The organism is Olivibacter jilunii (genome assembly GCF_900607235.1).
GTDB lineage: Bacteria > Bacteroidota > Bacteroidia > Sphingobacteriales > Sphingobacteriaceae > Olivibacter > Olivibacter oleidegradans.
Genome location: NZ_LR027854.1, coordinates 300,842 through 326,264 on the forward strand (window position 1 = coordinate 300,842; position 25,423 = coordinate 326,264).

General features: G+C 38.5%; 20 protein-coding genes, 1 tRNA gene and 1 rRNA gene. 7 read left to right on the top strand and 15 right to left on the bottom strand.

Annotated features, from left to right (window positions below; translation table 11 throughout):
• Positions 1-4 precede the first annotated feature (4 nt).
• From E0E36_RS21285 to E0E36_RS21310, 6 genes are all read right to left on the bottom strand, one after another.
• Positions 5-1,453, bottom strand: a complete 1,449-nt coding sequence (locus E0E36_RS21285; protein WP_242627357.1) for a RagB/SusD family nutrient uptake outer membrane protein — start codon at positions 1,451-1,453, stop codon at positions 5-7.
• 98 nt (positions 1,454-1,551) lie between these two features.
• Positions 1,552-4,515 (bottom strand): SusC/RagA family TonB-linked outer membrane protein, encoded by a 2,964-nt coding sequence (locus E0E36_RS21290; RefSeq protein WP_130857666.1) that lies wholly within the window; start codon positions 4,513-4,515, stop codon positions 1,552-1,554.
• A 590-nt stretch (positions 4,516-5,105) separates the two neighbouring features.
• Positions 5,106-5,606, bottom strand: coding sequence for a GNAT family N-acetyltransferase (locus E0E36_RS21295; protein WP_130857667.1), 501 nt, complete (start codon positions 5,604-5,606; stop codon positions 5,106-5,108).
• Positions 5,607-5,617: 11 nt separating this feature from the next.
• Positions 5,618-6,049, bottom strand: a complete 432-nt coding sequence (locus E0E36_RS21300) for a MarR family winged helix-turn-helix transcriptional regulator (protein ID WP_013666011.1) — start codon at positions 6,047-6,049, stop codon at positions 5,618-5,620.
• 116 nt (positions 6,050-6,165) lie between these two features.
• On the bottom strand, positions 6,166-6,555 hold the full coding sequence (locus E0E36_RS21305) for a DUF4890 domain-containing protein (protein ID WP_130857668.1): 390 nt from the start codon (positions 6,553-6,555) through the stop codon (positions 6,166-6,168).
• Between the two features lie 194 nt (positions 6,556-6,749).
• Positions 6,750-7,403, bottom strand: a complete 654-nt coding sequence (locus E0E36_RS21310) for a FadR/GntR family transcriptional regulator (protein ID WP_242627358.1) — start codon at positions 7,401-7,403, stop codon at positions 6,750-6,752.
• 671 nt (positions 7,404-8,074) lie between these two features.
• Here E0E36_RS21310 and E0E36_RS21315 point away from each other — a divergent pair.
• Complete coding sequence (locus E0E36_RS21315; RefSeq protein ID WP_013666008.1) at positions 8,075-9,424, top strand: Gfo/Idh/MocA family protein; 1,350 nt, start codon at positions 8,075-8,077, stop codon at positions 9,422-9,424.
• A 10-nt stretch (positions 9,425-9,434) separates the two neighbouring features.
• Entirely contained in the window at positions 9,435-10,478 is a 1,044-nt protein-coding gene (locus E0E36_RS21320; RefSeq protein WP_130857670.1) for a DUF6807 domain-containing protein, read from the top strand.
• Positions 10,479-11,307: 829 nt separating this feature from the next.
• On the opposite strand, the gene E0E36_RS21325 is transcribed toward E0E36_RS21320, so the two are convergent.
• The 3 genes from E0E36_RS21325 to E0E36_RS21335 all read right to left on the bottom strand — a co-directional run bounded on the left by E0E36_RS21325 (position 11,308) and on the right by E0E36_RS21335 (position 13,772).
• Positions 11,308-12,216: an NAD(P)/FAD-dependent oxidoreductase gene (locus tag E0E36_RS21325; RefSeq protein WP_130857671.1), complete on the bottom strand. Its 909-nt coding sequence runs from the start codon at positions 12,214-12,216 to the stop codon at positions 11,308-11,310.
• Positions 12,217-12,307: 91 nt separating this feature from the next.
• A complete protein-coding gene (locus E0E36_RS21330) occupies positions 12,308-12,871 on the bottom strand; it encodes a TetR/AcrR family transcriptional regulator (protein WP_130857672.1) in 564 nt (187 codons plus the stop codon).
• Positions 12,872-13,022: 151 nt separating this feature from the next.
• On the bottom strand, positions 13,023-13,772 hold the full coding sequence (locus tag E0E36_RS21335; protein ID WP_013666003.1) for an SAM-dependent methyltransferase: 750 nt from the start codon (positions 13,770-13,772) through the stop codon (positions 13,023-13,025).
• A gap of 623 nt (positions 13,773-14,395) precedes the next feature.
• On the opposite strand from E0E36_RS21335, the gene E0E36_RS21340 reads away from it, so the two are divergent.
• Positions 14,396-15,391 carry a helix-turn-helix transcriptional regulator gene (locus tag E0E36_RS21340; protein WP_130857673.1) on the top strand — a complete coding sequence of 332 codons (996 nt, stop codon included), beginning with the start codon at positions 14,396-14,398 and terminating at the stop codon, positions 15,389-15,391.
• A 12-nt stretch (positions 15,392-15,403) separates the two neighbouring features.
• Here the strand turns inward: E0E36_RS21340 and E0E36_RS21345 are convergent, their stop codons facing one another.
• Positions 15,404-15,889 (bottom strand): DinB family protein, encoded by a 486-nt coding sequence (locus E0E36_RS21345; protein ID WP_130857674.1) that lies wholly within the window; start codon positions 15,887-15,889, stop codon positions 15,404-15,406.
• 707 nt (positions 15,890-16,596) lie between these two features.
• A tRNA-Ser gene (locus E0E36_RS21350) sits at positions 16,597-16,681 on the bottom strand.
• 244 nt (positions 16,682-16,925) lie between these two features.
• On the opposite strand from E0E36_RS21350, the gene E0E36_RS21355 reads away from it, so the two are divergent.
• Positions 16,926-17,756, top strand: a complete 831-nt coding sequence (locus E0E36_RS21355; protein WP_130857675.1) for a universal stress protein — start codon at positions 16,926-16,928, stop codon at positions 17,754-17,756.
• Between the two features lie 163 nt (positions 17,757-17,919).
• Here the strand turns inward: E0E36_RS21355 and E0E36_RS21360 are convergent, their stop codons facing one another.
• Both E0E36_RS21360 and E0E36_RS28070 read right to left on the bottom strand, forming a co-directional pair.
• Positions 17,920-18,462, bottom strand: coding sequence for an EcsC family protein (locus E0E36_RS21360; protein ID WP_242627359.1), 543 nt, complete (start codon positions 18,460-18,462; stop codon positions 17,920-17,922).
• 108 nt (positions 18,463-18,570) lie between these two features.
• Positions 18,571-18,909, bottom strand: coding sequence for a DUF6122 family protein (locus tag E0E36_RS28070; RefSeq protein WP_013665998.1), 339 nt, complete (start codon positions 18,907-18,909; stop codon positions 18,571-18,573).
• 235 nt (positions 18,910-19,144) lie between these two features.
• Here E0E36_RS28070 and E0E36_RS21370 point away from each other — a divergent pair, with 235 nt between their 5' ends.
• On the top strand, positions 19,145-20,398 hold the full coding sequence (locus E0E36_RS21370) for a DUF5690 family protein (RefSeq protein ID WP_242627360.1): 1,254 nt from the start codon (positions 19,145-19,147) through the stop codon (positions 20,396-20,398).
• Between the two features lie 7 nt (positions 20,399-20,405).
• Here E0E36_RS21370 and E0E36_RS21375 read toward each other — a convergent pair whose 3' ends face one another.
• A complete protein-coding gene (locus E0E36_RS21375) occupies positions 20,406-22,439 on the bottom strand; it encodes an ATP-binding protein (RefSeq protein ID WP_130857678.1) in 2,034 nt (677 codons plus the stop codon).
• A gap of 240 nt (positions 22,440-22,679) precedes the next feature.
• On the opposite strand from E0E36_RS21375, the gene E0E36_RS21380 reads away from it, so the two are divergent.
• Both E0E36_RS21380 and E0E36_RS21385 read left to right on the top strand, forming a co-directional pair.
• Positions 22,680-23,252, top strand: coding sequence for a DUF2272 domain-containing protein (locus tag E0E36_RS21380; protein ID WP_013665995.1), 573 nt, complete (start codon positions 22,680-22,682; stop codon positions 23,250-23,252).
• Positions 23,228-25,255, top strand: a complete 2,028-nt coding sequence (locus E0E36_RS21385) for a patatin-like phospholipase family protein (RefSeq protein WP_130857679.1) — start codon at positions 23,228-23,230, stop codon at positions 25,253-25,255. The genes E0E36_RS21380 and E0E36_RS21385 overlap by 25 nt, the downstream gene beginning before the upstream one ends.
• A 79-nt stretch (positions 25,256-25,334) precedes the next feature.
• Here the strand turns inward: E0E36_RS21385 and rrf are convergent.
• Positions 25,335-25,423, bottom strand: a 5S ribosomal RNA gene (gene rrf / locus E0E36_RS21390); the annotation flags it as partial.

Below are 25,423 nucleotides of genomic sequence, written 5' to 3' on the forward strand. Positions count from 1 at the left end.
ATACTTATTTCCAGTAAGCATTCTGTTCCAGTTGATCGTTCTGTGATAGTAATGACCTGTTAATAGGCCAATAAATTCCCCCTTCATTAATAAGCTTCGTGAATGCAGGATCGTTATTGCGAATGCGGTTATAGCGAATTAAATCATACCATCGATGCCCCTCGCCTATCAACTCCCGTTTTCGCTCCTTAAAAATGGCGTCGATCAGACTGCCATTGACTGTTTCATTATACAGATCAAGTCCACGTAATTCACGGATTACATTTAACTGTTCAACGGCTTCATTTCTTTCGCCTAACACCGCCAGTGCTTCAGCTCTTAACAGCGTAATATCTTCCAATCGAGTTAAAACAATGGCACTTGAAAAGATTCGGAAACTAGGATCAGCCGTTGAACCGCCCATGATGCATTTTACTTTACTGAAAATGGGGTATTTACCATTGAAGTTGGTAAAATAGTTTTCAGTAAGGGGATTGCCTAAGGTATCTAAACTAAATCGTTCGTCTCCAATTTCGTTAAAAACAGATAAGATGGAATCTTTTGTTAAGTAGATATCCGGTACACTTTTGTTTACAACCGGGGCAGCAAGCGTAAGTTCTTCTAAATGCCCGGTAAACGAGGCGTCTACATGCCCCCAGTCAAAATTAAAACCGAAAAGATGATTATCTCTTTTTCCGAAGAAAAAACCGTTTGCATTGGTCAAATCGCCTGTGCTTGTATATCCCATACGCCCTTTGGAATAATTATCCATAATAAACTTGGTATAGGTGGCCACATCGGGATAATTTCCCTGCCAAGCCGCTAAATGCGCAAGCAAAGCATAAGCTGTAAGTTTACGCGCGAGTGCGCCGGACCAGCGACCAGCACTTTCATTGTAATAGTCGCCTAATTGTTGTTCATCGCTTAAGCTATAGAGATAGGGTAGGTCTGCAGCTGCAGCTAACATTTCCTGTTCTGCCCAAGTGAGTACTTTGTCCTGATTATCACGGGCTTTGTTTTGGAAGTCACCGTCATGAGATGAAATAATTAAGGGCACATCCCCCCAAACACGAACCATATAGAAATACGCGAAGGCCCTTAGAAATCTAATTTGTGCAATATCGACAGTCATATTATTATCGGAATAACGCTCGTCATTCTCTTTGACCTCATGAATACGTTCCAAAAAAACATTGGCAGCATTAACAACAGCATACCATCTTCTCCAATTTGACATGGCTTCAATTGCAGGATATGAAGCCGTCAGTTGGTTCGCGATAATTGCTTTTAGATCCTGCCGCGTTGGTGCAACAAAATCACCGGCACGAACGTCACCGTAAATCCAATAAGCGTTATAATCAGCCAAGGCAGCCCGGACCAAACCGTAAACACCAATCAGAGCCGCTCTGGAATCTTCCATATTCCTCCACATATTCTCTTCATTTACCACACGCGTCGAATCCACATCTAACATCTTTTTGCAGCCAGATGCCAGTAAAATTGTTAGGAAGAGCGGCGTTAGCACGTTTCTATATATTCTATTTCTCCAAATCATATCACTATTTAGCTAGGTTATAAATCTACTTTGAGTCCAATGGTGTAAGTTAAGGGGATAGCCATACCATACCCTGAGTCGTATCCTGTGTAATTGATCAGTTCCGGATCGCGCCCACTGTATGGGGTGATGGTGAAGATATTATTCACAGTCCCATAGATATATAAATGATCAATCTTTGAAGATCTCCGCTTTAACCAATCACTCAGGTCATATCCTATCGACACCGTTCTCAATTTTAAGAATGAAGCGTTTTCGAGGAAAAGATCTTGATTACTGTGGTATGGAATGACTGTACTCCAGGGATTATAAAGCGGATATTTACTATAATCACCTCGCTTTTCCCAAAAGGTAATCTCCTTTATAGAAGTAACACCAACAACGCCTTCTCTATTAATAAAGTTAAAACGGTTAGCCATTTCTTCGTTAACTACCTTTCTTCCTAAATTGAAATAGAAATTAACGCCGAGCGACCAGTTTCCATAGCTGAATTGGTTATTAAATCCACCAACTACTTTCGGAAAGATATTCCCCATCAGTGATTTATCTTCGTCATTTATTCGGTTATCGCCATTTAAATCCCGCCAGTTCGGATCGCCTCCCTGAAGGGTAATTCCGTTGTACGTGCGTGTAATACCGTCTACTTGTGGTACGTCTTGATTGGCAGCATATATACCATCATTGATGAACAACCAATATTGATCTACAGGAGCCCCAACTTGAAGTAATCGATTACCGATAATCAGCTTGTCCAAACCTCTCGGCAGAGCCTTCAGCTTATTTTGGTTGAAATTAAAGTTGAGGGAAGATGACCAACCTAATTTCTGTTTCGCCTTCGTTAGAATTTCACCACTCAAAAGAACATCGACTCCTGTATTTCGTACGGTCATTCCCGGTTCGTACGACAGATTATAACCGTATTCTGCATAGGCGGGAATACCTAAAAGTTGATTCTTATCTTCCTTAATATAACCATCGATTGACGCGGTAATCCGATCCTTAAACAAACCGATATCAAGCCCTAGGTTCAACTGATCTGTATAGGCCCAGGGTATGCCATAGCCTACCCAGCCAAAATTATACGGTCTCGTTAAAACCGCAAAAGCATTATATCCAGGTGTAGTTACATTGCCGGTAAAAGTCACGTCAGCCGTATACGATGGCCCTTGTGAAAAATTGTCAAAGGCATTCAGTCGCCCTAAACGGCCTGCATTTAGACGCATGTTGAAAGTTGACCACCGTAGATCGTTCTCCAGCAAAGCTTCTTTGATATTCCATCCCAATGAAAGTGCGGGTGTAAACAACCAGCGATTAGTAGGTTGTGCATTCGATGAGCCATCGGTTCGCAGTAATAAAGACAGGGTATAAGCATCGTATTTATAGGAAGCTTTTCCATAAAAAGAAACCAGATTCTGCTTGGTACGATCTAGAAATTTATAAACTAATTGTCGCGGAAAGGCTGTTGGCAACAAATAGTCGTCGCTATTAGGATCGGAATTGAGTAAATTTAGCTTGATAAAATCATTTACCCCTTTATAGGCATAGGCGTAATTATACTTATAGGTATCCCATTGCAAGACGTTTCCTGCCTGCAGAAAAAGTTGCTGATGATCATCTATTTGCCAGTCAAAACTCGCGAAATTGTCATAAATCAACCGCTGGTTGGAACCATAGTAATTAGAGGCATAACTGTTTCCCTCTAACAAAGGTCGTGGATAAAATATATCACGATAACCTTCGTTGTAATCCACTACTAAGCGGGTGGTGTACTTGAATTTATTAAAGTCGAATACCAATTTGGCGTTACCCTGAATGATATTAGTATAATTATTATCAAAACCTTTATCATACTGACTTGTATACTGACTATAGACGTCATTATTGGGTGCCAAAGGTGCCTGCAAATCGGGCATGTACCCGATTTCAGCAAAACGATCCCGCATGTTGTGATTACGCTGTCTATCCAAACGGTTCCCATTAATCATGGCAGAAAACAATAACCATTTCAACGGCTTCATATTCAGATGAAACATAGCGCTATAGCGGTCCAAGCCAGTTCCATCTGCAATTCCCTCATTCCGCAAATTGCCTAGCGAAAATCTAAAATTTGCGCGATCCGATCCTCCTGAGATATCGGCTGTAATCGCATGTTGCAAGCCATTTTGATAGTAGGTGTCTGTCCAATTGGAAGGACCATAGTAATCCATATTCAATGAATCGCTGAGATATAGCGGATAGACGTCATCGGCGGAATATTTACCTGTTGTCGTATATAGATCGTAAAATTGCTGCCGAAACGCATTCTCATACTCACCATTGATCGTCGTCACATTCGGCCTTTGTGCAAATCCGAAGTAAGCATTGGCGCTTATCTTACGTTTACTCCCTACTTGTTTAGTAGTCAGCAAAATTACTCCGTTTGCAGCCATTGGACCATATAAGGCCATGCCGGCCATATCTTTTAATACCTGTACAGAAGCAATATTATTCATATCAATATTGGTGAGCAGGTTAGTTGCCGGACCAATTCGATTGAAATCATATTGTTTGATATCATAAGCGAAAGAATGCTCTCCAATTAGTGGAATACCGTCCAATACAATCAAAGGTTGTGATTGATAGATTTCCTTTGCCGACAGTATGGGCATAGGAACACCTCGTACATACATTTGCTGAAGACTTCCAGGCTCTCCGCTCGTCTCTTGAATGTATAGTCCCGGTGCCTGTCCCTTCAAAGATTGCTGAAGCGACACAGCAGGATATACGGTAAGTTCTTTCATAGTAGATCCAACGGTTTTCACTGCACGATCGGTAAATTCGGCAGATGTTTCTCGATGCACCGTGTCAATAGAGGCCTTAACGCTATCCACGGCTAGACTATCCTGAATAGTCATTGCAGATCCCTCGCTTAGGGTGAAAAGAATGCTATAACAGAAAATGGCTACTTTATAATACCATCTCACATGCATTGTTTTTGGCATAATGTATTATTTAGGTTATATCACTTAAATATTGGCCATATGGTTCATTTTCTGCTTTGGAAAAACCATAGCAGACCCAGTGAACTGAATTTTCAATTTTAATTTTCGGTGGTGAATTAATAATCAGTCAGTATGATGACAACATCCATACGATTCCAGCAAGGTTGATAAGCTTCACAAATTAGGTCAATACAATAACTGATAATTAAAACGATTTAGCTTTAGTATAAAATGTATGTTTTTTTCATAATATAATTTTTAGGTTATATGTTATTTATTTTAGGTTCTTTACAAATCTCAAAACTATTGCGCCTTGACATTCACACCACAAACAACTGTAATAATTTTGTGATTTACAAGGCTTGCAAGTGGCTCCTACGAAAAAATGAAAGTAATAATTTGATAAACAACACTTTAAACATTGTTAACGGATTGTTAACAAGCCAAAAGAACGACAAAAGCAACGAAAAATTTCTCACATTCGGGAAAAAGGAGCACAGGTCGATAAAAAATGGAGGCGCTTGTCCGTTTGTATTATTCAATAGGAACAAGAATAATCACAGTTATTCATTTAATGTAAACAACTATGATTATTCTTCAACTACCATCAAATTTAAATCGTAGCGGCGCTCTATCAGTTTTTTACCAAAGGTCTCAGAAGAGAATTCTTCAGTTAATACAAAGCCATAACGCATATAGAGTGAGATCGCAGATAATTGTTCATCGGTTGTCCATAGATAGGCCTTTTTATAATTGTTATTCATCATAAATTCTATAAACAAATTCATCAATTTTTTACCTAATCCCAAACCTCGATAGGCGGGCGCTAAGATAAAATAGCGCAATTGCACCTTATCTTGTCGGACGAAGGCCATCAGAAATCCCACTATTTTACCGGCATCTTCACAAATCCAAATACCATCTTTTTCAGGATTATATTGTTTAGCAAATTCGCTCAGGCCCTCCAAAACATATGCTTCAAAATTTAATCCGTAGCCCATTTCATGAGCATATAGCTGTCCATGCATATAAGCTATATATCCTAAATCACCTGGCAATAAGTTGGTTCTGATCGTTATGTTTCTATTCATTTATACGATTACTATGAATGTACTTTCAGGATTTTCACAATAGCTTTCATATGAAAAGCTAAGGCCTCAGCCTCTGTACTTTTAAGTGGAGTTAGCAGCTTTTCTACCTGCTCGTTCGAAGCCCGGTTTAAGTGCTCAAAAACTTGTCTTCCTTTTTTCGAAAGTGTGATCGTTATCCCTCGAGCATCCTGTATTGATTTCCTCTTTTCAATAATCCCCTCCTTTTCCAATCGTTTCAAGATCCGACTTAAATAGCTTTTATCAATATGCATGATCTCCATAATCTGCGATGCCTGTATATTTCCTGCTGTAAATATTTCGTATATTATCCTTGCTTCTGTCAAAGAATAAGCACTGTCAAGTAAGTACTGATTCAATAAGCCTATAAAATCTGTATAGAAACGATTAAATACACGAACTTCTTCTATGATGCTTGTTTGCATGAGCTTTTTTTACAAATATAGCCAAATATAGTTGACTTTGTCAACTATACAGATAACATAAATCAATGGCTTTCGATTTTCTGATCGAAAGCCATTGATTTATGTTATGACTTCAACTATGATTGCGGGATTTCTTCTGCAGACTTCCCCATGCCCCTATGTGATTCACGATGTTTCCTTTTCTGAAATCTTTCCTTTTTAAGCTTCTGATAGGTTGATTTTTGTGCCTCCGTTAAGAGCTCACTTATTTTTTCATCTCGCTCTTTCATACTTTTTTGCATAAGTTCTTTATGCTCGGCATCAACCTTCTTCATATTATCCAAATTGATGGCATAGATCTCTTTTTTCTGTTCCTCTGATAGAGAAAGTTCTTGAGCAAGTCGCTCGGTTTGCCTTTTTGCTCTCTCTTCTGCCATTTTAAATTCCCTCTTACGATGATTTTGCTGGGCAAATGCGATGGTTCCCATACTGAGGAATAGCAGGGAAGCTAGAATCATTCTTTTCATACTCAATAAATTTTAATAATCACTTTATTTATACGTATAGAGTCAAACGGAAAAGAATGGTTTAGCATGGTACTTGTTAAAAATTGTTAATAGGAGTCGGATCTACTGTTGGAAGAAACGCTACACTTATATCCATAAGAGCCAAGCTGTAAATCCGATCTAAGTATTTCGTTTTATGCCGGTCGTTCGCCCACTTACTTATTTTTGAGATGCTCTAACCAAGCAAAATGCGGCTCAAGATGGAGACGCATCCCCTTTCTAAAATCTTCCACAGTGCCCTCCCGTAGAATTTGTAACAGATCGGCATGAGACACTCCTCCAGGTTTATAGTGATCTTTCTCAAAGGCAACCACATAGTCAAATAACGGCAAAAGCAGGCTCTGAAAACGCATAAGCGTATGATTGTTCGTCATGGCATAAAGCTTACCATGAAAAGCTATCTCATTTTTTATTCTGAATTTTTCACTGTCAGGCTTTTCCTTTGTTACAATTTTCTCAAGCTCTTGTATATCCTGATCTGTTTTATACATGTATAGAACATCAGCTAATCCCATTTCTAAAACCAGTCGTAGTCCAAAAATGTCGTAAAGGGTGCTATCGGGCATAATCAATGGATCAAGCACTTTTTCAAAAGACCCCAAAATATCGGGTTCAGCCAGTACCATCCCGCGCTTCTTTTTTGTTTCAATTAGGCCAAGCGCCTTCAATCTGCTGAGTGCTTCTCTAACAATGTTTCTGCTAACACCTAATGAAGCAGCGATTTCCAACTCCTTAGGCAATAAGTCGCCTGGTTTAAAGGCCTTTTTCTTAAAATATTCTCTCAGCTTAAGTTCTACTTGATCTGCCATGGTTAAGTTATGGAGTTTTGGCAAATCAAATGCAAGGTGCTTAGTATTTGGTTTCGACTTTTCCATTATGCAAGATGCAAAATTTAATCAAAATATGTAGTACAAAAAAGAACAGTGTATGGCTATTCGCTCCCTCTCAGCATTATTTCGCGCCGTTTGCGTATCAAATCGAGGCAAGTCTTCGCTGAACAAGACAAGTGTAGAAATCTGAATATCCAATTTTCTTAATGACTACAGATAGACAAAAAGAAAACCTTCAGCCGGGGAGACTGAAGGTTTCATTAACCAATTATAAACCTAAATTATGATTCAACAAAAATAGTGTTTAAACACCTTAATCCCAAATTGTCATACTTTTTTTACACACAAGCTGACTTAGAGACTTAGAAGAATTCGGTGCCAAACAAAGTCGTGATCTTTGCTTAATCCCCCGGTAATATGAACGATATCGTTTGCGTAGATTTTTCACACGGAATATTCTTTTTAAAGAGAACAGGTTATTATACTTGTATTGAAGACTACTGAATCGCTATACTTAGACGGCTTTCGTTAGGTATACCAAAAATTATGAACCATTACAGCGCGTTTATTAGTCTACGAAAGGAAAATAAAAGAGCGAATGCTCTTGTCTGAGAATTGATCAATATTAATTATTACTAACCAATAAACTTATGGTACAAAAAAATGAAAATTCCCGGCGTGAATTTATTAAGAAGGCTTCAATCGGTGCGGGGATAATAGGCCTTTCATCAATGGGACTCAGCACAAAAAGCTATGGGAGGATCTTGGGAGCAAACGACCGCGTTCGCGTTGCCATTGTAGGGTTTTCAAATCGTTTTAAAAGCTCCTTATTTCCGAGTTTTATGAATCATTCTAAAAAACTAAATTTCGAATTTGTAGGGGTATCCGATATTTGGAATAGAAGGAGAGATGAGGCCGTTGCTTTTATAAAGGAAAAAGCGGGCACGTCGATCGCGACTTATCGAAACAATGACGAAATGTACGCACAAAAAGATATCGATGCCGTCATTATTAGTACCGCGGATTTTCAGCATGCACTGATGGCAGCCGAGGCTGTACGTAATGGAAAAGACGTATATGTAGAGAAACCGATGGCTGAAACTTTGGAAGATGCAAAAGTTGTGCTACAGGCCGTCAATGAAACCGGAAAAATCTTACAAGTGGGTTCGCAAAGAAGAAGCGCTCCTAACTATATTTCAGCCAATGAATACATCCGATCAGGTAAATTTGGCGATATAAAAATGGTAGAAATGACCTGGAATGTAAATCAACCGGGACGGTGGAGGTTGCCACAGTTAATTAAAGAAATTCGCGAACAGGATACGGACTGGAACCGATTCTTAATGAACAGACCCAAGGTTGCTTGGGATCCCCGAAAATATTTAGAGTATCGATTGTTTTGGCCATATTCATCGGGCATCTTTGGCCAGTGGATGTCTCACCAAATTGACACGGTCCATTGGTTTACCGGGCTCGAACATCCGCGTAGTGTATCAGCCAACGGGGGGATCTACATGTGGAACGATGGCAGGACAAATCCGGATACGGTTACAGCTGTCATGGATTACGGCCCGGCGAACGATCCAACGAAAGGTTTCCAGGTGCTCTATTCCTCGCGTTTTACAAATTCGGCGGGCGGCATTAAAGAGCTTTATTACTCTAATGCAGGCATGTTAAATCTTGACACCAATCAAGTGACTGATGAGGGAGGATTAACGGCTAAAATGGCTGCAGAAATGGGCATGCAAGCGAATTTGCTTCAACCATTTACCTTGTCCAACGCAACTAAGATAGAAACAGCTGCCAATACTGGAAGCGACCCAATGACTTCGCTTCATATGCTCAACTGGATGGAGTGTGTACGTAGCAGAAAAACACCAAATGCATCTGTTAAAGCCGGTTACAATCACAGTGTGGCCAATATTATGGCACGAATAGCATTGGAGACAGGCAAAAGAGTTTCCTTTGATGACGCTAAACAAGAAGTCGTGGTCGGTTAAATTCTTAGTCATGAATAAACAAATCAGCATTTTAGCGTTTATTGGCATTGCCTTAGTTAGCAGCTTCAAAGTTGAAAAAAAAGGCTTTTCTATTGTTGAGAACAAAAAGGAAAAAAGAATAGATATTAGCATTGATGGTCGGATTTTCACCTCGTATATTTATCCGGATGAATTGATGAAGCCGGTACTCTATCCTATAAGATCGTCAGAAGGTACTTTTATCACAAGAGGATGGCCATTCGATCCTAGACCCGGGGAGCGGGTGGATCATCCGCACCATGTCGGTTTATGGTTTAATTACGGCGACGTAAATGGTCTCGATTTCTGGAACAATTCGACCGCTATACCTTCGGATAAAAAGAATCAATACGGGACCATTAAGCATGCCAAAGTTAATAAGATTCAGACTGCGAACGACCATGCTTTACTGGAAGTAACGAAATATTGGCAAGAACCAACCGGCAGCCCCATCTTACAAGAGAACACACAGTATTTATTTTCTACTGACAGTGGTAGACGTACAATCGAGCTCACTACAACATTAACAGCACTGAAAAAAAATGTTTTATTTACAGACAACAAAGAAGGGTTATTAGGAATTCGCTTGGCACGGGAGTTGGAACATCCTTCAGATGAGTCAGCCAAATTCACAGATGCTAACGGCAACATCACAGAAGTTGCGCAGCTAGATAATAACCAAGTCACCGGAAAGTACCGTAGTAGTGAGGGAAAAGAGGGTGATCAGGTATGGGGTACACGTGGTAGGTGGGTCAATTTGGATGGAAAAATAGGGCGTGAAGCGATATCGATAGTGATCATTGACCATCCGAAAAACGTAGGCTATCCCACCTATTGGCACGCTAGGGGTTATGGTTTATTTGCAGCTAATCCATTGGGGCAGAAAGCCATGAGTAACGGAAAAGAAGAATTGAACTTTTCTTTGGATGCAGGAAAATCCGTCACTTTCAAATACCAAATCATTATACAATCCGGAAAACACTTAAGTGACAAGGAAATCAACAATATAACACAAATCTTCGCGGCCTCACTATAGCTTTTAATATAAAAAAGTCTTCAACCGGGGAGATTGAAGACTTTTAACTAACCAATTATAAACCTAAATTATGATAGCGCAAAGATAGTGTATAAAATACACATAAGCAATTTTTTCTCAGATTTAGAAAAAGTGATAAAAGTTCGAAATCGGACACTTTGTGTCCGATTTCGAACACTCATTCAATAAATAAAAAATCATAAATTGTTGAAAATTAGAAAGATAATAAAAAGGCATTATATTTATGATCACTACTGGAAATATTGTTATTATGCTTCGCAACAACGCTCGCATCAAAATTGAAACCAGTACAAGGAATTATAACACTCTTTCACTCCGCACAACGCCTATAATGATTGCGCTCGGGTTATTACTCTCTTTTCCGATGCGGAATAAACCTACTGCCGAATCAAACCTCCACGAGCGTGAAACTTGTCAAACAACCATTGCTAGTCACTGTTCTAAAACCGGTAATCAGTTCATAAACATACGACATCTTTTTACGCGTTTGGGAATATTCTTTTAAGAACTTGTGTCAATTTTAGAATCGACTTCTCTAATATTTATTTCACTCTTTTGCCGGAAGCTTGCCTTTATATAAGTATAATAGGCGAATAATTCTCTTAAATTTCTTAGCCTCTATTTTAATGGATTCGTATTCCTTTCTATTTCTTTAGCCCCGAAAAACAGAAAGTCCTTCCTTTAAATTTTAAACGCAGCAAACTTATCAATAAGAATCTGTTCATAGACATATACCCTAAGACACGGAAGGAGCATTTAAATAACGGTTTTACGGGATTTTTCAAAAAGTGCTTCTTTATATCGTAATCTACACCCCCTCTCCTATTAATTCGTGATTTATAAACGCTCCTGCAATCGAGCCGGCAGCTACAGCTGCAGAAACACTTCTAAACATGGTAGCATTATCGCCTGCAGCATAAATTCCCGGGACAGAAGTCTGCTGGAAGTTATTGACTTCAATATGACCGGTACTTGTTATTGCGCAACCTATATTTTTCGGAATTTGACTTTGTTGTTCAAAGCGAGGGGGTGCGTAAAGCGCTTTAACAGAAATTTCAGTACCATCTTCAAATATAATATGGTCAAGCTGACCCTTGTAGTGTTTCAACAAAGCTATCGGCTTTTCTATCAACTGTATGTTATTTCTGGAAAGTGTTTCTTTGTCCGCATTATCAAAAGTAGATGGCCCGTTAGTAAGTACCGTAAGGTCTGAAGCCCAGTTACGAATTAGCCTTGCCTTCTCCAAAACAGATTCGCCGTTTAGCAACAGTCCCGTCGACTGATTTCTATATTCGTATCCATGACAATAAGGACAATGAATCACGCTGATTCCCCAACATTCTGCTATTCCACTCACGGTTGGAAGTATATCCTTTAACCCGGTAGCAAACAAAAGTTTGCTTGCTTCGAACTGCTTGCCGGAAGCGGTTCTAACAAAAAAAGCCCCATTCTTCCCGGCGGCAAATAGTACTTCATCCGTCAAGAAATTCACGGTATCATACGCAAGCACTTGCTCCAAAGCGATAGATGAAATTACTTTCGGCGGCTTACCGTCCTGCGTTAAAAAATTATGGGAATGGGGTGTTTGGCGGTTACAGGGTTTACCACTATCAATGATCAGTACATTTCTTATCGCTCTAGCTAAGGACATAGCGGCCGAAAGGCCGGCATAGCTACCACCGACTATTATAACGTCGTGTTTGTTGTTCTTTTCCATATCATTTATTTATATTTTCACTTATTATGTCTATTGAGATTAATCATCAATAAAAATGTCTCAAAATCGAGACATATATAGGCAAATTTTTTTATACCCCTATTCCTTTGCTGAATGAAAACCAAGCACATTCTTTTAAATTTATCTTCGTCTGATTACCCAAAAGCCCGGTATTTATTGTCGTGGCTACTACACTAGTCAAAAAAGCCAAAACCCAATCCACTGTCAGTCTTTTGCTAATATAACCATCCTCCTGTAACTGCAAAATCAATTGCCGGCAACGGTTGTTAATCGCTTCGTAAGTCGCACAGTTTCGATCATTCTGATTGTGTCTGTGACCATCACGGTGATGAAGTTTGTGGAAAAAGGCGTATTTCGCGCCACAGTCGATAGCAGCATAAAGCATTTCTTCCAGTTTTTTTAACGGCACATCTGAACTTTCCATAGCATCGTTCATCGCTTTTTTACAGTTTTGCTGCATGTCTTTCTCACAATAGGCCAATAACGCCTCCCTATCTTTAAAATAGCGATGAAGTGTTCTCCTAGTTATCGAAGACTTTTCTGCAACCCGCTCTAAGGGAGCAGAAAAGTCTTCATTAAATACTATAATGGCAGCATCAACAATCTTTTGTTGCGTTTCTTTCGTAATTCCCATCGTACAAATTTGAAGGATTTTTCTCAGTTCTGAGACATTGAATTGTCATATTGCAACAACGAGGCATTACAAAAGCAAGACTCGCAGTCTTGCTGCCGGCATCCTCTCGGAATCGCACTTGATTCCGTAAAAGGTTAGAAACGATTTTATTTCATTTTTTTTGCATCACGTAAAACACGTAGTTATAAAACTCCCGGTATCTTTGGTAGATGATAAGTTCATCGATGATCGTTTCCATGAACGATTTTTTTGTCGAATCATTTATTGGTTGAGCTATCGATAAAGCAACCTGTTTGATAATTGGATGGTAATAGTTGTCCCATCCGGCATTGGGTAGTGTAAAACATCCAACGGGAATATAGCCGCAATCTTCGATTAATTTCATTTTATTCGAAATCAAATCGATTTCGGGATAGCTTGCCATCCAATAATCGGTAAGATACTGAGGCCTTTCGTTACTTGTCCATGAAATCTCGGACGCCACTAAGTACCCCCTTCTTTTCAACAACGTGCCCCACTGTTTCAATCCTCTTTCGAATCCAATATGATAAATTGCGCCCTCACTCCAAATCATATCAAAAAAATTCCTTGGAAATGGGAGATCGTCCATAGATGTTTTGTGTACAGCTATTCGATCTTGCAAGCCCCATCGCGTAGCACGTTCTGTCAACACATCTAAAAATTCAGCCAATAAATCAACGGCAAAAATTTGTGCATTTGTTTTTCGTGCGAGTGTCATCGTTTGTGCTCCTGTTCCACAGCCAATATCCAGTATATGTTCAAAATAATGGCTCTCGCTTACCAAACCTAATGCTTTTAGCGTAGCTTCCTCGCATCCGGGTCCTTGCCTCTCATTATTTTTAAAAAAATCAACAATTGTTTGAATTAATTCCTGTTCCATTTCAAGATTGCAAAAAAATTTATCAATCATTTAATTTGCCTAGTGCAGCTACCGAAGATATCAGCACCTCACAGGCTTTCTACATATTCTCAATACATGCAAGATGTATTGAGAACAATTATTCTGGTTTACGCTCAACAGCAATTATAGACTTTATTAGACACCCCGAAAATCAACTCCGCTTACAAGATTATTTGATAAAGCCGTCGATAAGGATTAAGGTGAGGTTTAATACCTTTCTCGTACGTGTATAAGCAAAAAAGAATAAAAAGTATGCAATATAGGCTACACGAAACGGTAGCGCTAACAATAGCGTCCTTGAAAGTTTACGCTATAACAATGGTAAAATATTTGACACTCTCTTGTCTCATAATGTGGTAAAGGTAGCAATTTTCTTTAATAAACAAATATTATTTATCAAAAACTCTATTGTCACAATGCCTTTTCTCATTTTGAAGGCGATATGGGCCAAAACATCCCTACGCTTTGACCTACTTGCCAATATTTATTCTGATTCACAGCATTTTTTATCCCAGTTCAACTTTTTTACTTTTACACTCCTCTTTTTGATTAAATTACTTATCTATGCAAGTAAAATCCACCATTTTATTTAATATCAAAAGATGGATAGTGAAAACTTCAAACGATTTGATAGGCTCGTAGCCATTTTTATTCAGCTGCAGTCTAAACGAGTGGTCAAAGCACAGGAATTAGCTGACCGGTTTCAGGTAAGCTTACGGACCATTTATCGGGATATAAAAGCACTGGAAATTTCCGGTGTTCCGATTTATAGTGAAGCCGGTGTTGGTTACTCTTTAATTGAAAGTTATCGTCTCCCTCCTTTATCGTTGAATAAGGAAGAAGCGACCAGCTTAGTAGCGGCTGAAAAACTGATGCAGAAATTCAGCGATAAAAGCATCCGTGACTATTTCTCTTCGGCGATGTACAAAATAAAAACCGCATTAAAGACTGTTGATAAGGAATGGGTATCAAGCATCGAATCGCAAGTGGTTATGCAACCTTTGCAAATTAAATTCAGTGAAAAAGCGCCACATGCATTAGCCACTCTTTTTGAAAGTATAGCTAGGAAAACGCAAGTTGAGCTTCTTTATCGGGCACTTGATGCGCCCGAAGCGATACGCAGATTCATAGAACCGGTTGGTGTTTTTCATCAGCATCATTCATGGCACGTAATCGGCTTTTGCCACTTAAGAAAAGATTATAGGCAATTTAGGACGGATCGAATAGAAGAAATCAAAAACACCGAGTTACCTTTTGAACGAAAGCACCAACCATTGGACTTTTACCTGACACCGAAGGAGCAACAACCCGTCACGAAGGTCCAACTTGCTGTTGAGAAAGATATGGCCAGATATCTCCAATGGGACCGCAATTTTTATGGTTTTATTTCGGAAGAACGACATGCTGACAAAGTAATCATGAATTTTGAAGTGCGCGATGTTGAAGAAGCTTTTGTACGCTGGTTCCTAATGTTCGCGGATAAAGCCACCATACTGGAACCTTCAACATTAAAAGAAAAAGCTAGGCTTCTGCTGACTAAACATCTGGCAAAGATCAACGAGGAAGGCAAAGCCCTTCAAATCAAAGATGATTGCTGAAGGGCTTAATACTTAGTCACGTTCCCAAAACATCGGAGGTTCTATACCTAAAGCTCTTAAGTATACATAACCTTGACCTCGATGGTGAATCTCATTATCAATAAAATAAAAGATGTCATCAATAATGGGAAATTCATATTGGCCAAACAAATTGAAAGTTTCCGAAAACCGTTCTAAAGGAAGTTGATTAAAGTACCTGGTAATAACGTCGGTTTGTTCGTCCCATTTTGCCAGTATTTGCTCCTTTGTGATTAATCTGAGTGCCTCTTCGTTATAGGGAAGTGGCTCGTCCTTTACAATGGATTCCATTGCCGGGCCGCCTATAGACAATAATTCAATAGCCAATTGGGAAAATGGACGCATTCCGCCTATAGAAAAACCGAAAAGTTCTTTCTCGGGAAAAGCTTCAATGACGCGTCGAGTTAGATTACGATGCCCGAGCCAATGCCTTAATAAAGCATCCTTATTAATTACCTGTGCTGATGTTACTGTATCCATAATATATTGCTTTTAGTTACTTAAGCAAAAGTATTTTGACCAAGTGACAACAGTATGTCAGCTGAAAAAAAATCTTAAATTCTGTATCGCGTTTGAGCGTCGGCCAGTCAACAAAGAACACATTACTTCTCTTATTTACACATATATTCACATACGATCACACCTAGAAAAAGAGAAAAACTAATCCTTTGTTGAGACAAAAGAATCTTAACTGTAATTTTACTGTGTAACCAGTTTTCCATTATGAATCACAAAACGGCTACATCAAGTAAGAACTTGGGCAAAATAAGTCTATATGGGCTAATAGCCTGTTCTCTGCTATTTGTTCTTATGATCTATAATTCTAAAGATTGTCATTGTGGTGATTTAATCATAGACCCCAAATTACAAGCAATGGCAAAAAATGGCGACACATTGGTCATTTCCTTTCTACACAAAAAGGGTAGCATTTTTTTATGCGTAGCTAAAAGAAGAGAATTATTAAACGCACTTAAAATTCGCGATAGAGCTCCCAAAAAACATCATAAGAACACCCAAGGTCAATAGAGTAAAAAAACCTTATTGTACACTCAATATCTCAAATAGTTATCAGGCATTGAAGGCAAAATCGTTCATGTTATCTTTTGTTATTGTTCAACTTTTATCGGATCAAATTTATAAAGTCTAAAAACAGCAAAACCAGGCTATGGCCTGGTTTTGCTGTTTAGCGGAAAGTGAGGGATTCGAACCCCCGGTCCTGTTACAGACAACGGTTTTCAAGACCGCCGCATTCGACCACTCTGCCAACTTTCCAGCGGCAAAGATAGAAATTATATCGAAATAGCATAGACCGATTTTATTGTTCTTAACATCTTTTCACCCTTTTATCATAACTCGTCGCAACCAATAAGGCTTTCTATTACTTAGCAATTTCCACGATCAACTTTTTCAGACTACCCGTTCGTTAAAACCTTTATCCATATTGTTTTACTTTGTTTCGATAATCATTGACAAACAAAAGAATTACCTTTATGGTTATGTAAATGTTAAAACGGGTATGAATACGATTCTTATTCCATTAGATTACGCTTCGGGGACACAAAATGCGCTGCGGTATGTATCTGCTGCTCATCAAAACCTCTCTTTTATTCGGCTAATCTTGCTAAAAAGCACTTATACGTCAGTTTTTCAACCCATTATATCTACCGCAGAATATCTCTGTCTAGATGGCGATACGCTGGAAGCTGGCCGAAAGGAATCTGTTGAGTACCTAGATAAAGTGACCAAAGAGCTAGCCAATAGTGTATTAAAAGAGGTCACTATAGATCATGCGATAAGCGAGTTACCACTCGCTAGAGCCCTTGTGCAACTTATCAGGCAAGAATCACCCGATTTACTCATATTAGGTAATAGCCAGGAAAGCAAAGAAGGATATATCAACGATAATCTTATCGAGTTGGTAACAATTAGTAAAATCCCTGTACTTGTCGTTCCTTCCAACGCAACCTATAGAAAAATCCGTAAAGTATTATTACCTATGGATTTCGAAGAACTGAACCGTCTTGAAGCCTTCCGGCATCCGCTATTTTCAACTTATAAAGATGAGTTGATATTGCATGTATTCAGCATAAAAAAACAGCAACGCGATTTAATGGAAGACCGTAATAAACTTTCTGTATTACTACCGGATTTAAACTTCTCGGTCGATTATACGGACAATGATGATATATTGGATGGGATATTAGAGTTTGCAGAAAAAAAAGATGTCGACTTAATAGTCTCTCTACCTGGAAAGTACAATTTTTTCAAGAAAATAACGCATCGCAGTATTACGCATGCAATAGCTCACAATTCGAATCGTCCGGTTCTTATATTAAAGCAAACATAAAGATCTAATCAAATTGAATCAAAAAAGCCCTACCACAGGGGTAGAGCTTTCATTTCTAATAATAAAATTGAAGTTGAAAAAAATTCATTACAAATGAATAAAAACTTTTTTATTTTTTAATTCACAATAATTGCACAGTTTCAACGATTAAAACGCACGACTCCTATTTTCTTAAATGCTCAGCTACTCGTTTTATATAGAGGTAGTTTGCGGTGCCCCCGATAATCCCTCCCACAACAGGTACCAGTCTTTTGGAAGCTCTTGTCCCCATGTTGATCATCAATTTTTGAGCAACTTCTTCCATTGCTGTTTTAGTAACCACTATACTTGCTTCTCCTTTTATCGATCCGGCAAGTAACTTAAAAAAATCATCGAATCGAAATTCATAATTTCCTGTTTTCTGATAAGCTATTGCTAATGTAACGCGAAATTGTTGAGCCAAAACATTAATCGTATCCAAGGGTACCCCAATAACCATAACGCCCACACCGCCTATTCCGCTAATAACGCCTGAGCCTGCGGCGAAAATGGCGCATTGATTTATAAACTTTTCAAGCCCGAGTTGATCAACACCTTTTTTTACGCTTAACTGGTCAATTTTGTTAAATAATTGCTCTAGACCTTCTTTGGATAGGGCGTATACCTTTCCTTTCAGCTTTTTCTTGGTTGCCTCTACATTAATGTTATGCAGTTTAAATTTACCCATATCGCCAACTTTTTTATCCCACTTTACAACAACAAAGATACCACAAATACTTGGTTTACACGCACGTAAAGCAGCACACCCTAAGGAGTTATTGGTAGACATTAAAGATTAACGCGAAAGAAACTCTGTCCATATACAATCTTGATAATCTGTTAGCATATGAAAAAGTAAACCAACCGCCACAATTCTAGTTCTCGGAAAAAAAAGTAGCATCATGTAAAACGCAATAGCATAATTAGTATGCAACGGATGATACCCGATACTGCATCTATTCGCATCAAATATCGGCTTTGAAAGTAAATGATCTAGATCAACGAGCATTGTAGCTACCATAATTGCCCAAGCCTTTTTCCACTCTTTCTTGAAAAACAACCTCGCAAGTAATCCGGGAAAGAGAAAATGTAAGCTATAATGTACAAGCGTTTGCAAAACATTTAAGGTAATCATAATGTCAACCTTCAATTATTAAGGATTGGCGAAATTTGGAAAACTTCGCAAGATAGCCAATGCAACTAGATAAAACTACCCAAGTATTGAAAAATTATTATTATTTAAGTCCGTCGACTGACTTCATTAACAAACATAACACCATATATCGAAAATAATCGGACAATCCTTATATTGCTTTATATTAGGAGGAATAATGTCTTTCTTACGGCCAAAACATTTAAAAGGAAGTAAATTGATTATAAACATTTTCACGGCTTTTGTCGTGTTTTCGGCCTATACGCTAATTTTCGGCTATAGAAAGGCATTCACGGTTGCGACATTTGAAGGAATAACCGTTGGCGGTTATAACTATAAAACTGTGCTCGTGATTAGTCAAGTATTAGGGTATATGTTGGCTAAATTTTATGGTGTGCAATATATTGCTGAATTAAAACGAGCGATAAGAAGCAAACTTATTCTTTCGCTAACAGGTATTGCTTGGTTAAGTTGGCTTGGTTTCGCGCTTACACCCGTCCCGTATAATGCCATTTTTCTCTTTGTAAACGGTTTCCCTTTGGGACTTTTATGGGGAATTGTGTTCTCGTATGTTGAGGGAAGACAAGGAACCGATTTCATTGGCGCCGCTTTGGCAGTCAGTTTTATCTTTGCTTCAGGATTCGCCCGCTCTGCCGGCGGATGGATTATGTTAGCGCTTGGTTTATCTGAGTTTTGGGTTCCCTTTTTTACCGGACTTCTTTTTGCCCTGCCTCTTGTTTTTCTGGTACACTTAATGGAAAAGATACCTTTGCCAGATCAGGATGACATACTACAAAGAACTGAAAGAAGACCTATGGATAGACAGCAACGGCATCTATTTTCGGCAAAGTTTTTACCCGGCCTGGCAACATGTTTGCTGATATATACCTTCGCGACGATTTTCCGTGATATTCGGGACAACTTCGGCGCTGAAATGTGGAAGGAAATGGGTTTTTATAATCAACCGATCATTTTTTCACAGACCGAAGTACCTATTACATTAATTGTTTTGGCTTCTATCGGCAGTATGGTTTTTATAAAAAACAATTATCGGGCACTTATCCTTGTGCATGGGTTTGTGGCATTGGGCTTTTTGCTAGCCGGTATTTCCACCATTTGCTTTTTATTCCAACAAGTTTCCCCCTTTATTTGGATGCTTTTGACGGGCCTGGGTCTCTATATGGTCTATATTCCATTTAATGCAATTTTTTTTGAACGAATAATTGCTACTTTTAAGCATACCGGAAATGTCGGTTTTCTTATATACTTAGCAGACACCTTCGGTTATGTCGGCAGTGTGGGCATACTCTTCGCCAAAGAAATTTTAAAAATCAAGTTAAGTTGGGTGTCGTTCTTCTCCAACAGCGTGCTAGCCCTTTCTGCTCTAGGCTTATTGCTTACCATGTTTTCTGCCTACTACTTTAGGATCAAATATCGAAAAAACGAAAACTTTAATGAAGTGCACACATAAGCTGGAATCAGGCATTGTTTTTACACGCTACAAAAGGATTTAGTTCTGTTGCGGCAGTTAATACAACTCCTTTTGATTGTAGCTCGTCCTTTAAAGCCTCTTTATCAAAGTCCAATTTATCCAGCAAGTATTTATGCCTTGTATAAAAAACGCGAAATATGTCATCCCAGGTCATGGCAAAGATCTCCAGATTACCCCAAGACTTAACTAAAAACCGCTTGCCCCTATTCTTAAATTCTTCATACTGTTTCAATATATATGTGTCAACCCGATTACTCACCACAAAGAACTTCCATTGCCTCATTTGCGAATTGAACGCATCCTGTCGGCTAACAAAATCCATATAGTCTTCAATTTGCCTTAGCTGTTGCTTACCTATCACAACTGCAGGTCTTTTGAGCTCAACCATGATATTTTCCTCCAATTCTTCCTCCTGATAAAAAGGATCGGGAATGCTTCGCTGTCTGCAAATAAATACATCAGGCCGCCTGTTCTTCTCCCGGTCCTTCATTGTCATCGCATTCATTTTTCCTGATCCTTCACCATCAAGAATATAAAGGTATTTGGAAAGTAGTTTTTCAAAACTCTCGTTCGCCGTCACTAAATGAAACTGCTCACCAAACAACCAATAATTTTCAGCAATCGCATGCTGAATATGATCCCGCTCTGTAGTGAACTGCTTTAAATCAAAAACCATCCTCTTTAATAACTCGATAGTAACAAACCTATTTTCAATCAAATTAATCGTTCTTGTAATACGGTTTAGAGAGGTTTTTCCTAGCAATATAGCCAAGTTTTCTCTTTCTTCTCGAGTAAGATTGACGATATCATCTAAAATAGACAGAATATGTTCCCGCTCGTCGGACTCAAGCAACAAATTGATAAAAGCAACGCTCGTTCGTTCTTGGGTTTCATTTAAGCCTTTAAAAATTTTGGGTTGTATACAGTATATTTCCTTAATAACTGCCATTAAATCTTTTCTTTTTTCTTGCTCATACTTATTGTTTCTGTACTTTGGAAGAACACCTTTACGATCGAAGTGCTCAATTAGTTTATCAGCCCCTTTTGATCTAACAAAACTTTTTTGCTTATCGGCAACAATTTGTTGCAGTTCTTTTATAAGTACTTTGAATACTCTGCTATTTAAATTTGCTCCAAATAAGCGTTCTGCATTCACTCCGTCACTGGGTGTAAAGTCATCAAAGAATGACGATTCGACATAAACGCTATGATAAAAGCCAATGGCATTATTGTTAAATGATGTTAGCTGTTTAAAAAGTTCCTTTTGTGCGGTGTTTAAAAAATAGTAATAAAATTTATCGCCGATCTTTTCATACCACCGGACATACGTAATTCTAAATGTGTACTCAATATTCTGTGTGTCGGTAATTATCCGATGAAACACTTCATTGTCGGCGATTATATCGTCATATTCGACAGGGCTGTCATTCAGGCATAATTTGAAATCTTTACTTCGATTAAGAAGTAAAAACCACCCAAACTCGTTTTTCAAATAGCTCAAAAATGCAGAACAGCTGAAGGAATAACCGGAAACCCCAAATAAATTAGACAGGGTCACGATGGTACCCGTTTTGTTCCTTTTTGAGATTCTTCTGTTACTATCTTTATAAATATCCTTATTAGCCGCATTTATTATTATATCATAATCAAGCATCTTTTTAGATTGCTCATCAAAAAAAGTAGTGGACCATACAGCTTGCATGGCTAAAGCCATAAAGGAGAATCGCCCCTTTCCTTTTTTGCCACGTATATAGGAGGATCGGCTGAACGATTCTCTTTTTACAGAATCCAGAAATGAACCAAAAGTCTGATGCAATGTGGAAAAAGGGATCCCTGTGCCATTATCGATAATCTGTATCTCGTTTATATAGTCGATGTTGTTTGGTTTAAAAACAATATTGATTAGGGATGCGTTTGCGTCGAATCCATTCCAAATCAACTCACATATCGCCTCCCTATAACTTTTCGTAATGCCAGCTGACTCTACACTATAGTTATTGATACTTACCTTGTTATTCATAGCAACTATTATATTCTTCGAGGTAAATATACTAATATTTTTAGCAAAAAAATAGAAAAGCACATTATAATCACTATGTTACACGAATATCACGTAAAAACTTATTAATTAATATTTGTTTTAAAATACTAATAAATTTAGTAATTTTGTTATACAATGAATCTGGACGTCAAAGAATGTTCTTAGGCAGGCAGTTTTTGTTGACTTTTTTACTAAAACATTGTTATTCTAAATAAAAAAATGGCTACGGCGTACGTTAAAAAGTTAGTTACAATTGCCGAAGAGCAATATAACAGCTATCATCTCGAGAGCGAGAGTGATGTAGAATTATCGAAGCAGATACGTAAGTATTGGACAGACCTAGGCTTTTCCTTTCCTGGTGTGACAACGGCTTGGTCGGCTATATTTATTTCTTGGTGTATTAAGAAGGCTGGCGCAACAGGAGAAGAATTTTTGTTTAACCCGGCGCATGCGAGATTTGTTCACGCCGCCATCCAAAATGCGATTCAAGATACCGGAGTTTTCCGTGCTTACCCTTATCAAGCTATTGAACCTGGTCTTGGTGATATCATTCATCATAATCGTGGTAACAAGCGTTATGATTTTGAATTTGCAAAAAAGAACAAGGCTTATGAATCGCACTCTGCTATTGTCGTCGAAAGGGGAACCGATGCCAAAGGCAATTACGTGTTAACGGTTGGAGGGAACGAGAGTGATTCTATCAGGAAGAAGTTAATTCGACTCGATAAGCAATGGAAGATCATTGCGAGAGAAATTAACCCCTATATATGTATTATTCGAAACCTGAAATAAAAAACATGCCAAATGCGTTAAACACAACTAGCAAGAAAGATGAGGTGCCGATGATTAGCGAAACTCCTTTTGATCATATAGCCTTAGCCTTTTCGGGAGGTGGTTTTCGGGCTGCGTCTTTTAGTTTAGGAGTTTTGAGTTACCTGAATGTTATTCATACGCTTAACGATCAAGTACTACTTGACAATGTAACCTTTATTTCTTCTGCATCAGGGGGCTCGATAACCAATGCCTTCTATGCATTACACGTAGCACAAGGTCGATCGTTTAAAGAATTTTATAAAAATTTAACCGAGCATTTGTCCGGAATGGCTTTAATGAATGTTGTTTTTGAAAAATTAAATAACGATAAGGAGTGGACAGATAACCCGTATAAGCGAAGAAATATTATCAATGCTTTTGCACTTACGTACGACGATCTATTATTCAAACGTGCACTATTGTCAGATTTACATCCTAACGATCATAATAAACATTTAGAAGAGGTTTGTTTTAATGCAACTGAGTTTTATCGAGGTTTGGTTTTTAGGCAACAGGTTAAAATGAAAATGGATGTTAAATCACATGAGGATATCCAATTTAGATTTGGGAATTTTAATATAAAGTTGGGACAAACAACGGCAGGCAAGTTAAAGATAGCAGACTTGCTCGCCGCATCATCTTGTTTTCCCGCTGGCTTCGAACCTGTCATCTTTCCTGACGACTTTACCTATGTAGATTTGCCCATCGCTGCTACAGGCGAACTCACAAGCTTAAATAAACGTAATTTACTTGATGGCTTATCTATAGCGTTACAAGAAATAAGCCGGAGTGAATTGGTAAAGTTATTTGGTCAAGCTAAAGTGGACGACGTACTTGCCGATTTCACAAAAACACCTTCTATTATGGAATTAAGACAGGCTTTTTCCAAGGAAAAATTAGCCGATGATTTCAAAATCGGAATGATGGATGGAGGAATAACCGATAACCAAGCCTTGGAAAGTATGCTGGATGCACAAAAGAGAAGAATCAAAAAGAAAACGGCCTTTTCACCTTTTGATCTAATGTTAATTAATGATGTGGGCAGCCATTACATGGAACCGTATAAATTACCCAAAGAGAATAAAAACTATAAAGGAATCGGAGCTATTTCCATAAATAACTTAATTGTTATACTGTGTCTATTTTTCCTTTTCGGACTAATAATGATTAGTAAAACGCTAGGTTTCCAATTAGGTGGTATACAGTTGAATGTCGTGATAGGAACAACAATATGTGTATTATCACTATGTTTTCTATTGATTTTGGCTATATTACGGAAATTCATTGAAGGCGATACGAACCGCCTAGGGGGCTTAAATCTAAACAAGAACTTCTCGTCTGATATTGTTACCAATCTTTTCGAACATTTTGGCTCTACCCCTATTGTAGTTATTTATAGAATGATCAAAGAACGTTTCGCTTCTGTATTGATATTGAACAATGATGTTTTTCTTAAACGGATACGTTATCTTCTATACAACAAAACTTATGAAAGCGATAAGTATCGGTTCAAAATCAAAACCAATCATGTGTATGACTTATCTTTTTCGAACGATTTTAATCGAAACAGAAAAAATCTCCCTTTTTTAACTCCATCACGAGCTCAACAGATCGTCGCTCAGGCAGCTTTTGAAATGCCAACAACTTTATGGTTTGATGCAAAATCACAAGAAGAAGAAACCCTTGCCGCTCTAATTGCATGTGGTCAATATACTACCTGCTATAATTTGCTCGAATATATATACCGCTTAAAAAACACAGTAAGCAAATCCGGATCCACTTATTATCAACAATTAACGAAAAGCTATCAAGAGAAAATTGATTTCATAGAAAAGCAGTTATTACAGCATTGGCATCAATTCCGTGCCGATCCTTTTTTCCTTTATAATCAACTGGGAAAGGATTTTCAGGTTAATAGATTCAAGTCCTGCCACATGGGAAGTTTCTCCGCGGCCGGCGGTAACTTTGACGGCTTACGATAAGCTGCTCCGACATGATTACAAACCGATGGGCATCAAAACAGGAAAGGCCGCCGTGCAATGCACGGCGGCCTTCTGTAAAGATCGGCACCGACCTACTCTCCCACATGTTACTGCAGTACCATCGGCTCTGGCGGGCTTAACTTCTCTGTTCGGGATGGGAAGAGGTGG